The sequence below is a fragment of the Schaedlerella arabinosiphila genome, from assembly GCF_003885045.1.
In the GTDB taxonomy this organism is placed as follows: domain Bacteria; phylum Bacillota; class Clostridia; order Lachnospirales; family Lachnospiraceae; genus Schaedlerella; species Schaedlerella arabinosiphila.
Map to the genome: position 1 here is coordinate 664,705 of NZ_RHJS01000002.1, position 14,199 is coordinate 678,903.

Consider the following 14,199-nt stretch of genomic DNA (forward strand, 5'->3'; position numbering starts at 1 on the left):
TTTCTATAAGGGAAAGGGGACGGACATGGGATGAATACACAGGAAATCATCATACTGATGCTGCTGATCGCATTTGGCACGGCTTACAATCTGTACCGGCATTACAGCCAGAGGCAATTTGAGGAAGAACTGAATGAGACACTCAAAACCAGGGGATATGATGCATTCGTGGAAATGCTGGAGGGCAGGAAGGGCCGAAGATGCTATCCCAGGTATACGGCAGATTTGAAAAAAATGGATGCCGCCATCCACTGTGAGCGGCATGAGGAAGCCCGGGAGCTGATCCTGAAATTGAACCAGTCGGCTATGTCCTCCAGGGATTATGTAAACTACAACATGGCTGTGCTCAGCTATGCGGTCTCCAGACGGGATACTGCTATGGGCGAAACCGCCTGCAGGGCGCTTGGCAGACGGGGGATTTCTCAAAAATATTTCAGGGAGGCCGAGCAGGTCTACGATATTTACCTGCTTCGGAAATCCAATCATATCGAGGAGCTACGGGCCTTTGCGGCAAAGATCAAAAATCCATCCAGCAGAGCCATGGCCTACTACCGGATTGCGCGGCAATACTACTATATGGAGGATATGGAACAGTGCAGAACATATTTAACAATGTCAAAACATGTATTCCCGGATCGTACCTGGCGGTCCGTGATACAGAACATACTGGACGGTGATTATTCGGAAATGGATTCTTAACCACAGACTTTTTGCATCACCTGTTCAGATGAAAGAATGAGGGCTGCCATGCAAAATAAAAGAAATGATTTGGAAAAGCGGGCATCGCTATTTCCGGATGGGGTTTATCTGGGACTGCTTATGCTCGCTTATGTGATCGTCGGGATCAATACATACCGTCTTCAGCCGGTCCTGACCACGCTTATGGATTATCTTTCGGCTGATACAAGCCGGATCGGGTTCTTAATGTCTCTTTGTACATTCGTTACACTCTGTCTTGCGATTCCATTTGGAGTGACGCTGCCCCGGCTGGGGTGCCGCAGAGCAATGATTCTCGCTGTATTTCTGGAGATTGCGGGTTCTGTGATCGGATTTCTTTTTCCCACATATGGGGGAATCGCGGTTTCTCAGATCCTGTTCGGCCTGACCAACACGATGGCGACTGTGTGTGCGCCGTATTTGCTGCAGATGGTCTATGACAAAAAGGAATTTTCCGTAACGGTTGGTTATCTGAATGCCTGCCAGACAGTCGGGATGGCTGCGGCTTTTTTGATCCTTCCTTTGCTTCTGGCGGGAAATGCAGTCCCGCAGGTGTGGTTTTTTACCGTGATCCCATCCGGCCTTCTGCTGCTGACCTGGATACCGGCAATGAACCGGGGGGCGGAGCTTGCGCTGCAGCAGCGCGCGGATGCCCGGCAGCAGGAAGGGGTGTCTGCACGGGAAAAAGAAGAAGGGGAGGGCAAAAAGGGAGACCTTTCCTTGAAGAAGACGGAAACCTGGCTGGCTGCGGTCAGTACGTTTTTCATCATGTTCAGCGCGGGAGCGGTTTTAAACTTTGCATCTTCCTTCCTCACCGCGGTGCGCGGCATCCCGGAAGGCACAGCCGCCCGGATCGTGCTCAGCAGCGCGGTGGTCGGGATGGTCTGCAGCGCATTTGTGGGGATCGTCTGCAATCAGGCGGGCCGGCGGATCGTGTTCATTGCCATTGTGATCATTCTGGCGCTGCTGCGGCTTTTGATGGTGGTTACACCGACAGGGATTCTGCTGAATCTGGTCATTGCACTGCAGGGTGTTCCGGCAGCAGGTATTGTTGTGATCAATACCCTGGTTCCGGATCTGTGTCCTTCCGTAAAACAACGCCCTCTTGTCATTTCCATGATCTCCACGGCTTCCATGGCAGGGATGTGCTTAAGCTCCATTGTCTTCGGCATGATGATCCGGTGGTGGGGATACGACCGGGCGTTTTTGGTTATGGTTCCGGTGTCGCTTCTGGCGCTGGTGGGTGTGCGGTCTGTTGTGTCGGATCGGTGAGCGGACGGTAAAACAGGGGGCTAACAGTTAGATTATCCCGGAGAAAAAATCGGTGAGAGGAGAGATCAAAGTCGTCCGGAATATGTCAAAGTTTATGACGCCGGATCAGATTTCGGAAGCCTCGGGACTGGAACCGGAGTATATCCAAAAAATCCTGATGCATATACGAAATAATCCGGAAGAGTCAGATGCCTGGATCGCGGCCAGGATACTTGATGCGGATTAAAAACCAACAAACTCTTTTGCGCAAATATCACACAAAAAGGTCAAAAAAGAATATGCAAATATGACCTCCCTGCATATCATATGCAGATGAAAAATCGGGGAGGTCAATTTTGCCCCAGCAAAAAAAGCAGAAAATGAAAAGTAAAAAACAGGATATTCCTGTATAATCATATGCAGAACAAAGGAAAGAAACGGAAAGGATGGAAAAGCATATGAAAATATTAGGTTTATCATTCGGCAAGAAGAACGCGAACAGCGACATTTTGACAAAGGAAGCGCTGTATGGGGCAAAGGAAGCATATCCGGACGCGGAGATCAAGTTTATCAATACACAGAGGCTGACTATTGACCGCTGTATCGGCTGCGGCGCCTGCTCCATGGCACTGGAGAGAGGAAAGGACAACAACTGTGTGATTAAAGATGACTTCCAGATGGTGGAGGAAGAGATCCGCAAAGCAGATGCGGTCATCGTAGCTGCGCCGGTATATGTACTGCAGCCGGTGGGGCAGTTCAAGAACCTGGTGGATCGTTTCTCCTGCCGCCATGACGTGTCTGCCATCAACTGGGTGCTGGACAAGAGAAGAAACGGAGAGATGCCCGGAGACCCGGATGCATTTCCACAGGAGCGTTTCAAACGCCGCACCGTATCTTACATATCTGTAGGCGGGGCAAGCACGGAAAACTGGACCTCTATGGGAACCGCCACACTGCACCTGTTTGGATTCCCGGTCATGATGCAGGTGGTAGCAAATTACAACGCGAACAGCATGGGGACCATCGGCAATCCCTATCTGGATGAAGAGCTCATCGGGCATATGCAAGAGATCGGAAAACGGACCGCGGCAGCCCTTGAAATGGCTCCGGAGGATGTGGAATATTACGGACCGAAGGGAAACGGCACCTGTCCGGTCTGCCATCAGAACCTGCTGACAGTCAATGGAACCACCACCGTGGAATGTCCGATCTGCGGGATCGAAGGCAAGATTTCCATTGACGGCGACAAGCTCCATGTGGAATTTTCCGAAGCACAGCAGGCACGGGCAAGGGGGACTTTTGCAGGGCTTCGGGAGCACACCACTGAGATTCAGGGCTTCGGCGCGATCTGCGGGCCGAAGATCATGGCAAATAAAGCGCTGCTCGACAGACAGATGGACCGGATCAAGAATTTTGATCAATACATCAGCGAATAATTGGATGCTATAAATATAGGACCCTGTATCCTGCGTCACGGTGTCCGGCCAATAGAGTAATATCTGCCACAATTGAACATGAACAAAAAAGAGTGCAAAAATCGACATCCCATTTTTACACTCTTTTTTATATAGAGAAATCTGAAAGTCCGAAGGAACAATTTTTAAATATGTCTGAAATAAGAATTGCCTGGAGAAGAATATATTCCGGGAATATAATGACGGAAAGGAAAAACGGCATTTTCGCGTGTTGGGACACAAAGGAGGAGAAACATGATCGTTGAAACAAAGTATGGAAAAATAGAGGGTGTTGACAAAGGCAGCTACATTGAATACCGGGGCGTGCCCTACGCAAAGCCGCCGGTGGGAGACCTGCGCTGGCGTAAGCCTCAGGAGCCGGATGCCTGGGAAGGCATTTACCAGGCCGTGGATTTTAAAAATCGCTGTGTCCAGGAGGATCATCTGTCGCCGCCTTACGATAAAGATTTTTACAGCAACCCGGATTTTGCCCGGCCCGACGATGAGGACTGCCTGTATCTGCAGATCTGGGCGCCAAAGTCCGGACTAAAGCATACGGAAGGAACCCTATCAGGAACTCATAAAAATGAAGCGGGCTCTCAGGAAACGGCAGAGCGCCCCCGGCAGAAAAAGCTTCCGGTCGCATTCTGGATTCACGGCGGAGCATTCCTGGGCGGCTTTTCCAGTGAACTGGAGTTTGACGGAAAGGCATACTGCGACCGCGGCGTGATCCTGGTGAGTGTGGAATACCGCTGCAACATCTTCGGCTTTTTTGCCCACCCCTGGCTGACGGCTGAGAGTGAGCGCGGAATCTCCGGCAATTACGGCATTCTGGATCAGATCGCCGGGCTGAAATGGGTCTATGAAAATATCGGAGCATTCGGCGGCGACCGTGACAATATCACGATTTTCGGACAGAGCGCGGGGGCCATGAGCGTACAGACGCTTGTTTCCACGGAACTGACCGGCAATCTGATCGCAAAGGCCATCCTCCAGAGCGGCGGTTCCTACGGAGGCGGGCTGCACCGGGACATTCCCTTAAAGGAGCAGGAACAGTACGGAGAACTGTTTGCGGAAATGATGCATGCCGGAAGTCTGGAAGAGCTGCGCGCCAAGACGACAGAGGAGATCCGGTCGGCAATGGGAAAATTTATGGAAAAGGTGCTGCCCATTGCAAAGGGGCTGTTCCTCACCCCTGTATGGGACGGATATTTGCTGGACGGGGGCTATTATGAGCTGATGGACGCAGGAAAAATCAAGGATATCCCTTATATGCTGGGTACCACCAAAGATGACATTCTGGTTACGCCGGAAATGGCAGAGAAAGGGGAATTTTCCGAGCTGTATCAGGGCTGCATCGCATTCAGCCGGAAGCTGGAGGAGCTGGGAAGAAATCCCGCCTATGTGTATTATTTTACCAGAGACCTGCCGGGAGACGATTTTGGGGCATGGCATTCCAGCGAGCTGTGGTATATGTTCGGCACGCTGGACCGCTGCTGGCGTCCATGGGAGGAGCAAGACCGCAGGCTGAGCGCGCGGATGCTGGATTACTGGGTGAACTTCATGAAGACCGGCAATCCAAATGGGGCTGGAGCAGAAGTCTGGAAACCGTGTACAAAGGAAGAACCGGCAGTATTTGAACTATGCTGAAAATGTCCGTAGAACAAAGGAGTTTCCCAAAGAATAAAAAACAGCAGGAACCGAATCGTATTTCTCGTGTTCCTGCTGTCTCTTTTTGATTCTTTTGTAATTGCCGTCCATCTGCTTATTTTCTTGAAGACGGTACATAATACTGTCCGCTCATGGCCGCAAGTCCTGCGCAGATCATTTCAGCATTTTCTGTAAAATATTTCTTGAATGCGTTGATGATGGTACTTCCGATTTTCGCGTTTGCCTCATACATATAGTTGATCTGTTCTGCTGTCAAATTCATATACATAATTTTTTCTCCTTTTTTTGCTTGGTATTGTTTGTATCCTTGCTACGTGTATTATAATAGCACTGTGGAAATGAAATTTTTAGATAATTTTTTGATGAATGATTAGGTCAAAATTGACATCGGGAATAAACATATTGCCATTGTATCGCATTTGCGATATAATAAAAACAGATCAAATATTCCGGAGGTGATATCACTGAAGAAGATTTTGTACCACGGTTCTGAAAGTATTATAGAGCGGCCGGAATATAACAAAGGCGCGAAGACAAATGATTACGGAAGAGGATTCTATTGCACGGAAAAAGTCGGCGGACATCCAGGAACCGTTTATGCTGGACATCATGAGGGAGGGGATCAAAAATGGTGATACACGCTTATCCTGAGGATTATCTGCATTCGGCGCAGCGGATCATGGGAGATATGCTGGACTATGCGTCCGACTCATACGAACTGGACCCGGATGATTTTTTTCAGATGTTTCTTATATCCGATGTGGCATATCAGTTCCAGACAGGCAACCCCAGCTATGTGGCGGGAAAAACAGGCTGCGAACTGGTAAAAGAGGTGATCCGGCAGAGCGGGCTGAACCTGCCGGATCTGCCGGAAGAGATGTACCTGGACAAATCTCCGGAATACTGGGCAGGCCATGCGCTGGCCTTCTATCAATGGTACACGGGAAAGACATTTCAGCGCATCTATAAAGCGGTATCTGTCCGTGACATTCTGAACATGTATCCGGCATATCATGAGATGGAGATTATGCAGTTTGTCTCTGCGATGGATGAAAAGCTGGCGGATTATTATAAAGAAACGAACCTGAAACGTCTCCGGCAGTATGCCGGTTTATCCCAGAGCGAGCTGGCAGAGCTGTCGAAGGTTCCTCTCAGGCAGATCCAGCTTTTTGAACAGCGCCAGAGGAAAATCAACCATACAAAAGCAGTCACAGTCCTGATGCTGGCCCGCGCGCTGGGATGCAGGTGCGAAGACCTGCTGGAAATATAGAATGAATCAATGGTTGCGATTCACAGTAACAATCCATGGCATTACACGGCTCTGAGCGTATTACGAAGGGTCATGCCGCAGTACAGATTTTGCTGTGGCCTGCCGGATTGCAGCCGTATAGCTGGAATCTGTCTGCAAATCCAGAAGAAAGGAAACAAATGAGATGGAAACCATCGGTATCATAGAAGACGATGAACTGCTGGGGCAGGCCCTGGCCATCGCGCTTCGGAAAGAGGGATACGAGACGCTGTCCGCCGTGAACTGCAGGGAGGGCAGGGGTCTGCTGGAAAAAAAATCCGGATCTGCTGCTGATCGACATCAACCTGCCCGACGGCGACGGGATCAGCTTCTGCCGCGATATGCGCAGATACCAGGAGATCCCGGCGATCTTCCTCACCGGGCAGGACGAAGAGGAGGACATGCTGGGGGCCTTCACCGCCGGGGCGGACGACTACGTGGTAAAACCATTTCCCATGCGTGTGCTGATCAAACGGATACAGGCCGTTTTGTTCCGATGCAGGGAAAAGAAGGAGGCTTTTTTGTATAAAGGGCTTGGGATTGAATTTGCCCGCAAACGGGTCACCTGTCATGGGAAGGAGATCCCGCTGACGATGAAGGAGTACCGGCTTTTGGAATACCTGGCAAAGAACAAAGGGCAGCTCCTTACCAAAAATCAGATCCTGGAGCAGGTATGGGATGTGGACGGCGCCTTTGTGGGAGAAAATACGGTCAGTGTGACGGTGAACCGCCTGCGCAGGAAAATCGAGCCGGATGGGGCCAATCCCGTGTATATCAAAAATGTGTTTGGGCAGGGGTATGTATTCGGGGAATGATGTTCCGGGGGATGGGCACTGCGCGCAGCTTTTCAGGGGAGATCAACTGCAGAGCAGAAGGGTGGAATAGAAAAATGGGAATATGGTGTATCATCACAACGGCGCTGGCAGCTTTTAGTACCGGCGCCGTCTGGTACTGGCAGGGAAAATACAGGGAGCGGGAGCTTTCAGAGATCTCGTCCATGCTGGAGTGCATACTGGACGGCAGGGAGCTTCCAGAGCGGAGGGCTGATCAGGAGACGCTGTTATCGAAGATCACCCACCAGCTTTTCCGGCTGCAGAGCATGACGAAGGGGTATCACGCGCGTCTGGAACAGGACCGGGACTCCATCAAAAACCTGATCACGGAGATCGCCCACCAGATGCGGACGCCCCTTGCCAATATTGAGACATATCTGGATTTTCTGCAGGATGAGGATCTGAGCAGAGAGGAACAGAAAAGCTATCTCAAGGCGGTGATGCTTTCCGAAAAAAAGATCCATTTCCTTGCGGAAAGCTTCATCAAAATGTCCAGGCTGGAGCATCGGATCATCCAGATCCGCCCGCTGGACACGGATCTTCTGCTGACACTGTCGGAGGCGGTCAGCCAGGCAGAGGAAAAGGCGCGCAGGCGGGGGCTGCGGATTTGCACCCGGTTCCCGGAAACGCTGTTCCATCCCCACGACGCGGACTGGCTGGGGGAGGCGGTCTTCAACCTGTTGGACAATGCGGTCAAATATTCCCCGCCAGGGTCAGGCGGCGAGATCCTGCTGGGCGCGGAGCAAAATGAAATGTTTGTGCGGATCTGGGTCAGCGATCACGGGACCGGCATCGAGGAGGGGGACGAGGCCCGAGTGTTCCAGCGCTTTTACAGAGGCAGCAATGCCGGGAAAACAGAAGGCTTTGGGTTGGGGCTGTATCTGACAAGGGAGATCGTTCTTCTGCACGGCGGATTTGTAAAGCTGAAACGGCAGGAGGACGGGACTTGCGTGGAAATCTATCTGGGTTACTGTTCACACCCTACGGGTGCTCCAGTAACAGTATCCAGCCCATTTTAAGTCGCCTTCGGCGAGGGGCTGGATATATCGCTGTCATCACTTCATTGGTCGGACACCTTGCAGTGCAGTGCAAGGTGCCGTGTGAACAGTAACCTATCTGGAACGATCTCCGGTTGCCTGCTTCCCCAATGCTTGAAAAGCAAACATTCTTTTAGTATAATGAAGATACAGGCAGAGCAGCGGGGAATGGGAGGCGGAGGAAATACGATGGATAAAAAAGAGACAGGTGTAAACAGCAAAATGGGAGAGGCACGGACCAAGTCTGCTGATTTGCACATGAGAACGGACGAATCGGGAAAGGGAACAGTAATACCGGAACCTGACTCTCAAAAATCAGATGTGAAAACAACGTCTAAGGATTCTGTATTTCGTGACCTGTTCGGGGATCGTAAGTATGCCCTGCAGTTATATCAGGCAATCCATCCGGAAGATACGGATGTAACAGAAGCAGATATAGGGAATGTGACGATAAAAAATGTTTTCACTGACCAGGAATACAATGACTTGGGTATGACGGTTCGTGAAAAATTACTTTTAATGCTGGAGGCGCAATCCTTATGTTATGCATAACATAAAGCTTGTTATAAAAGGTAAATAGTTATGTAAAGTTAGCCATCTCAGGCCTGAAATATCAAGGGTTTGCGACGGCTGTTTCTTTACATAACATTTTACAATGCTATAAGGCCTTTTTCAACCAGTCAATCAAATCTTCCTTTTCTTTTTTACCATATTTTGCTGTTGCATTGATAGATGTACTGTTTTTCTTAAGCTGCTCCTCTTTTATCTTAGGGTTTGTCCTTGCATAAATTTCTGTAGTCAGTATAGATGTATGGCCGAGCAGATCCCTAATATAGACAAGGTTGACCCCCGCTTCCAACAAATGCATGGCTTTACTGTGGCGGAAGGAGTGGTTCGTAATCCTGCTTTTAAAATAATCCGGTTTCTGTTTCTTTCCCATATTTATATATTTATCAATGATATACTGCGTCCCGGCACGTGTCAGCTTTTCGCCTTTACGGTTTACAAACAGGGGACAGTCAGGCACATCCCTGCCGCAACGCTTCATATAGACTTTAAGGATCTTTGCAACATTATCGCAGATTGGAACCAGCCTTGTTTTATTCCCTTTTCCGTGTAGTGTAATGGTATTCGTTGCTCCAAAACGGATATGGCACGGACATAAGTCTGTTAATTCCTGCACCCTTGCCCCGCTCTCATAAAGCAGGACAAGGACGGCCAGATCCCTAAGCTGCATGTCATCTTTCTGGTTTGGCAGGGAAAACAGGAAAGTGGTTTCCTCAAGGGTCATATAGCTTACCGGAACAGCAGGGGCTTTTTTAAAGGGTACGGACAGCACCTGGGCACACTGGCTGAACCCTGTCGGATCACGGTATTGCAGGTACCTGAAAAAAGCATGGATTGCTGCCAGCCGCTGGTTTCTTGTCCGGATGCTTATTTTACGCGTGTCCTCCAGCCATTTGAGGAATTCTTCAATCCGCTGTGCTGAAAAAGAACTGTATTCCAGCTTTTCTGGCGGAATACGGTAAGATTTCTTGTAAAATTCCATAAGCTGTACAAACGTATCACGGTACGAGCGGATGGTATGGATGGAAGCAGCAAGCTGGTTTGGAAGATAATCAGAAAAATATTTTGTCAGATGGTAAGTAAACGTGTTACCCATGGTTCTTTTCTCCAATCTCCGGGAATAACCCCGGTGTGTATTCCCCTGTTTTTTCGAAGACATTCTCCTGCCTGTCTTCAACCAGGCGGAGATAGTATTCCGTTTCCCGGATATGCTTATGGCCAAGATAAGCTGACAGCAGCGGGAGAGAGGTATAAGTATCAAACCCTTTTTCCTGCATCTGCTCAAGTGCATAGACACAGAAGGTATGCCTGAAATCATGCAGCCTGTGCACTCTTCCGTCCTCCCTGTCAGGTATACCGGCATTTTTCAGGAGGCTGTGGTACATTTTATAAAGGGAAGCCCTGCAAAAAGGCTTGTCTTTATGTTTTGTTCCGTGGAAAAGGAATGTATCAGGGCTGGAGTGTGAATGGTATTTACTACAGAATGATCCCATTCGTGAAAGAAGGGTGTCTGATGCAAGGACAATCCTGCTCACACGGTTTTTTCCATCCAGCACGGTCACTTTCCCTGTCTGGAAATCGACATCGCAGAGCCTGAGCATAACAACTTCCGATTTTCTGAAACCGCAGCAGTAATACATAGACATCATTGCACGGAATGCTTCGTTTTCATAGCAGGGAGCTTTGGAACAGTTTTCATCCAGCAGGGCAAACATGCGGGAGATTTCCTCCTTTGAAAACACATAAGGGATATAGTCGCTGTTGAAGGAACGCCTGTCGTCATGCCCGACATAAACATCCTGGTATCCATTAGATATCAGATATTTCCCAAAGGAAGATAGTATGCTCCTCCTGCGGGACGAAGTCACTTTTCTTTCACCTGGTTTTACTGCTGTCCAGACTTCGTACATTTCCCTTGTAATGACAGGCTCTGATATGCCCATCTCCTTGAAGAGCCTGTCCATCTCCCGCAACCGATAAAGGTCGGTTTCTGCCACTTTATAGCCACAGGAACGTTTATACTGCACATAGAGGGGAATCTCTTTTGAAAATGGGCCGGTAAATTTGAAATCATCTATATCACGCATTTGGCACCTCCAATGAGACTTCTTTCAGATGTTTCTCATCAATCGTAAGATATATTTCTGTAGTCAGGGTACTGGTATGCCCAAGGATATCTGATATCCCGCTGACCGGGACATCCCCGGACATAAGGTTTGTTGCTAGGCTGTGCCTTAAGGCGTGCGGCCCCCGGTGTCTTCCTCCAGAGTCAATGCCTGACTTTTCAATACAGGCTTCTACAACGTTGTAGAGGACTCCTCCGTTTGCATAGGCCTTATGGGGCGCACGCAGGGTAATAAAGATATGTTCTGTATCGCTGCTCTGATAACGTGCATTTTTAATATAGTCAATAAGTGGATAACGGATTTCATCCAGAAGAGGGAGCATCTGCGGGTTCCCAGTCTTATGCTGGCTAAACCGAATCGAGCCCCTGTTCCAGTCTATATCTGAAAATCGGAGACGGATGACATCCCCGGCACGCATACCAAGATAAGCAAAAAAACATACTGCGCAGTATGCAAACTTCCCAGACCTGCTGTCCGTATCAATGGAAGAAAGAATCTGACCAATTTCTTCTTTTGAATAATACGACATGAGCTTGCGCCGTGTTTCGTCATGAATCACCGGCAGTGCATCCCAGCCTGAAAAATGGATGTATCCTTCTTCATGAAGCCAGTCCAGGATCATGCGCAGGATGACTTTGTGCCCCTGTAGAGTTTTTGGTGCATACCCGTCCAGGCTTTCTATAAAGTCATATACATTTTTTCTTTCGGCTCCATGAATTTCTGTTATTCCAATACCGTCAAGATAATGGATAAACTTTGCGAATGTCAGGATGCGTTTAAACCGGGAGCTTCTTTTAAGTTCCAATCCCTCAATATACATCCTATACTCCTGGAAAAGCGCATCATAATTCCTGGGGATTTCTACGCTGTTCGGCTTATTATGAGTCTTGGCATATGTTCCGTTTTTATCAAATTCAAATAATGTCAGGAGCGGATACCTGATTGCGTACTGTATGGGAATAGAGGGGTTATACAGGTCAAAATCAAAATGCTCTCCTACAAAATCAGCTGCGTTGGAAAGTGAAATGGATTCAATTCCTTTCCTTTTGCAGTACTGGCAGAACAGTCCTAAGACCCACCGGCTTTTTCCAAGTATCTGTTGGCTATAGCCATCGTCTGTCATCCTATCTAAAAGGGCTTCCGATAGAGGCTCTAAATCATTTTTCAACATATTTATCTCCTTTCTTTGGCAGGAACCAAATATCTTTCCTTCATGCTAAAGATATAGTAAAATAGGAAGAAATTCGAGTCTGTTTTTGAAAAATTTAAAGACACATAATAAAAGGTTGAGGCTTTTACGCATCGATGGAGCATGGATAAATCTATTGAGTTAGAGAATTAGTTATGCTATGATAAGACATAAGAAAAAGCCCTGTTTTTTAAGAAACAGAGCCTGTATTTACATAACTATTTACCTTTTATAACAATCCAATTGGACGATGAACATTATTATCAGGATTTTTCTTTATCTTGCGCATACATGGAATGAGTATATTGAGAGTACCAAACAAAATCGGTATGGGAGTAAAAAACTGGTTGTTCCCAGGCCGGAACTCTACGTCATATATGTGGGTGACCGTAAAACCAGGCCGGAATGGATTCGGCTCTCGGAGGAATTCTTTGAAGGAAATCGGGATTTTATTCAAATAAACGTAAAGGTGCTTTATGGAGAGGGAAAAGACGATATTATCAGCCAGTATGTAGATTTTACAAAGGTATATAATGAACAGGTGAAACTGCATGGTAAAACCAGGGAGGCTGTGCTGGAAACAATAAGGATATGTAAGGACAGAAATGTGCTGAGTGAGTATTTGTCCGGGCGTGAGAAGGAGGTTATTAACATCATGATGGGTTTATTTGACCAGGAAAAGGCGGTAGAACAGTTCGGGAATGAAAAGAAGGAAGAGGGCCGCACAGAGGGCCGTGCAGAGGGAAGGCTTGAAGGAAAAAAGGAAGCGGCCATTAACATGAAGGCAGAGGGCCTGTCAGAAGGTATGATTGCTAAAATCTTAGATGTGGGTTTGAGTATAGTTCAGGAATGGATTTCTGGGACCGCTGTGGTAAGATAATACAATACCGCAGGATTTTTGGAAGAACAAAGGAGAGCTTATGAAATACAGAGAACTTGGAAAGACCGGCTTGATGGTCAGCGAGATCGGGCTTGGTGGAGAATGGCTGGAGCGTCATAATACGGAAGAAGTAAAAGCAGTGATTGATGCCTGTGAAAAAGAGGGAATTAATATTCTGGATTGTTGGATGTCGGAGCCAAATGTCCGGTCTAATATCGGATCGGCGATCAAGGGAAAACGCAGCCGGTGGATCATTCAGGGGCATATCGGCTCTATCTGGGAAAATGGGCAATATGTCAGATCAAGAGATCTGGAAAAAGTGAAACCGGTTTTTGAAGATTTGCTGGTACGGCTTCAGACGGACTATATTGATCTGGGAATGATACATTTTATAGATACTGCAGAAGAATTTGACCGGGTTATGAATGGGGAATTTATCGAGTATGTGAGACAGCTGAAAAAAGAGGGAAAGATCCGTCATATCGGAATGAGCTCCCATAACCCGTCCATCGCTAAAATGGCGGCCTGCCATGGTGAGATTGAAATGCTCCTATTCAGTATCAATCCGGCTTTTGATCTGCTGCCGCCTGTTACGGATCTGGAACAATATTTTACGGGGCAATATGATGAAAGCCTGAGTGGAATTGCTCCGGAGCGGGAAGAATTGTATAAGATTTGTGAACAGAACCGTGTTGGGATTACGGTTATGAAAGGATATGCGGGGGGACGCCTGTTTCAGGAACAGACATCACCATTTGGAGTCGCGCTGACACCTGTACAGTGCATTCATTACGCACTGACCCGGCCGGCAGTAGCGGCGGTAATGGCCGGATTTGACAACCCACAGCATGTATACGAGGCTGTGGCATATGAGACCGCTTCCAGTGAGGAGAAAGACTATGCGAGTGTCTTGGCATCGGCTCCGCGGCATGCATTTTCAACAGGGCAGTGTACGTATTGTGGACATTGCGCACCATGCCCTGCCAGGATTGATATTGCTATGGTGAATAAGCTGTATGATCTTGCCTTGATGCAGGATGAAATTCCGGGAACAGTCCGTGCGCATTATCAGCAGTTAAATGCAAATGCAGCAGACTGTATCGGATGCGGAAGCTGTGAGAGCAGATGCCCGTTTCAGGTACCGATTACCGGCCGGATGCGGAAAGCAAAGGAATTATTTTTATGA

15 protein-coding genes and 1 pseudogene are annotated in these 14,199 nt (G+C 48.2%); 12 read left to right on the forward strand and 4 right to left on the reverse strand.

What is annotated here, in order from left to right:
• Nucleotides 1-30: 30 nt before the first annotated feature.
• The 5 genes from EBB54_RS03575 to EBB54_RS03590 all read left to right on the forward strand — a co-directional run bounded on the left by EBB54_RS03575 (nt 31) and on the right by EBB54_RS03590 (nt 5,072).
• Entirely contained in the window at nt 31-699 is a 669-nt protein-coding gene (locus EBB54_RS03575) for a hypothetical protein (protein WP_125126385.1), read from the forward strand.
• A 48-nt stretch (nt 700-747) separates the two neighbouring features.
• Nucleotides 748-1,989, forward strand: coding sequence for an MFS transporter (locus EBB54_RS03580; protein WP_162307073.1), 1,242 nt, complete (start codon nt 748-750; stop codon nt 1,987-1,989).
• Between the two features lie 52 nt (nt 1,990-2,041).
• On the forward strand, nt 2,042-2,215 hold the full coding sequence (locus EBB54_RS30050; protein WP_154677769.1) for a hypothetical protein: 174 nt from the start codon (nt 2,042-2,044) through the stop codon (nt 2,213-2,215).
• A 211-nt stretch (nt 2,216-2,426) separates the two neighbouring features.
• Nucleotides 2,427-3,404, forward strand: coding sequence for a flavodoxin family protein (locus tag EBB54_RS03585; RefSeq protein ID WP_125126387.1), 978 nt, complete (start codon nt 2,427-2,429; stop codon nt 3,402-3,404).
• 273 nt (nt 3,405-3,677) lie between these two features.
• Complete coding sequence (locus tag EBB54_RS03590; RefSeq protein WP_125126388.1) at nt 3,678-5,072, forward strand: carboxylesterase/lipase family protein; 1,395 nt, start codon at nt 3,678-3,680, stop codon at nt 5,070-5,072.
• Nucleotides 5,073-5,187: 115 nt separating this feature from the next.
• On the opposite strand, the gene EBB54_RS30500 is transcribed toward EBB54_RS03590, so the two are convergent.
• The gene (locus EBB54_RS30500; protein ID WP_170178083.1) at nt 5,188-5,361 is read right to left on the reverse strand and encodes a hypothetical protein; all 174 of its coding nucleotides are present in this window, start codon (nt 5,359-5,361) and stop codon (nt 5,188-5,190) included.
• A gap of 187 nt (nt 5,362-5,548) precedes the next feature.
• On the opposite strand from EBB54_RS30500, the pseudogene EBB54_RS30980 reads away from it, so the two are divergent.
• The 5 genes and pseudogenes from EBB54_RS30980 to EBB54_RS03615 form a co-directional block, all read left to right on the forward strand.
• A pseudogene (locus tag EBB54_RS30980) lies at nt 5,549-5,620 on the forward strand (hypothetical protein); the annotation flags it as partial.
• 101 nt (nt 5,621-5,721) lie between these two features.
• Nucleotides 5,722-6,363 (forward strand): helix-turn-helix domain-containing protein, encoded by a 642-nt coding sequence (locus EBB54_RS03600; RefSeq protein WP_125126389.1) that lies wholly within the window; start codon nt 5,722-5,724, stop codon nt 6,361-6,363.
• Nucleotides 6,364-6,704: 341 nt separating this feature from the next.
• On the forward strand, nt 6,705-7,196 hold the full coding sequence (locus EBB54_RS03605) for a response regulator transcription factor (RefSeq protein WP_243127865.1): 492 nt from the start codon (nt 6,705-6,707) through the stop codon (nt 7,194-7,196).
• A gap of 74 nt (nt 7,197-7,270) precedes the next feature.
• Nucleotides 7,271-8,233: a sensor histidine kinase gene (locus EBB54_RS03610; RefSeq protein WP_125126390.1), complete on the forward strand. Its 963-nt coding sequence runs from the start codon at nt 7,271-7,273 to the stop codon at nt 8,231-8,233.
• Nucleotides 8,234-8,440: 207 nt separating this feature from the next.
• The gene (locus EBB54_RS03615; protein ID WP_125126391.1) at nt 8,441-8,803 is read left to right on the forward strand and encodes a hypothetical protein; all 363 of its coding nucleotides are present in this window, start codon (nt 8,441-8,443) and stop codon (nt 8,801-8,803) included.
• Nucleotides 8,804-8,909: 106 nt separating this feature from the next.
• Here EBB54_RS03615 and EBB54_RS03620 read toward each other — a convergent pair whose 3' ends face one another.
• Genes EBB54_RS03620 through EBB54_RS03630 form a run of 3 tightly spaced genes read right to left on the reverse strand, consistent with a single transcriptional unit; the run spans nt 8,910 to nt 12,115 of the window.
• Complete coding sequence (locus EBB54_RS03620) at nt 8,910-9,914, reverse strand: tyrosine-type recombinase/integrase (protein WP_016294733.1); 1,005 nt, start codon at nt 9,912-9,914, stop codon at nt 8,910-8,912.
• Nucleotides 9,907-10,905: a tyrosine-type recombinase/integrase gene (locus tag EBB54_RS03625; RefSeq protein ID WP_125126393.1), complete on the reverse strand. Its 999-nt coding sequence runs from the start codon at nt 10,903-10,905 to the stop codon at nt 9,907-9,909. Before EBB54_RS03625 ends, EBB54_RS03620 begins: the two co-directional genes overlap by 8 nt.
• Nucleotides 10,898-12,115, reverse strand: a complete 1,218-nt coding sequence (locus tag EBB54_RS03630) for a tyrosine-type recombinase/integrase (protein WP_016294731.1) — start codon at nt 12,113-12,115, stop codon at nt 10,898-10,900. The genes EBB54_RS03625 and EBB54_RS03630 overlap by 8 nt, the downstream gene beginning before the upstream one ends.
• Before the next feature lie 268 nt (nt 12,116-12,383).
• Here EBB54_RS03630 and EBB54_RS30985 point away from each other — a divergent pair, with 268 nt between their 5' ends.
• Entirely contained in the window at nt 12,384-13,013 is a 630-nt protein-coding gene (locus EBB54_RS30985; RefSeq protein ID WP_243127504.1) for an RpnC/YadD family protein, read from the forward strand.
• A gap of 40 nt (nt 13,014-13,053) precedes the next feature.
• Nucleotides 13,054-14,199, forward strand: a complete 1,146-nt coding sequence (locus EBB54_RS03640) for an aldo/keto reductase (protein ID WP_125126394.1) — start codon at nt 13,054-13,056, stop codon at nt 14,197-14,199.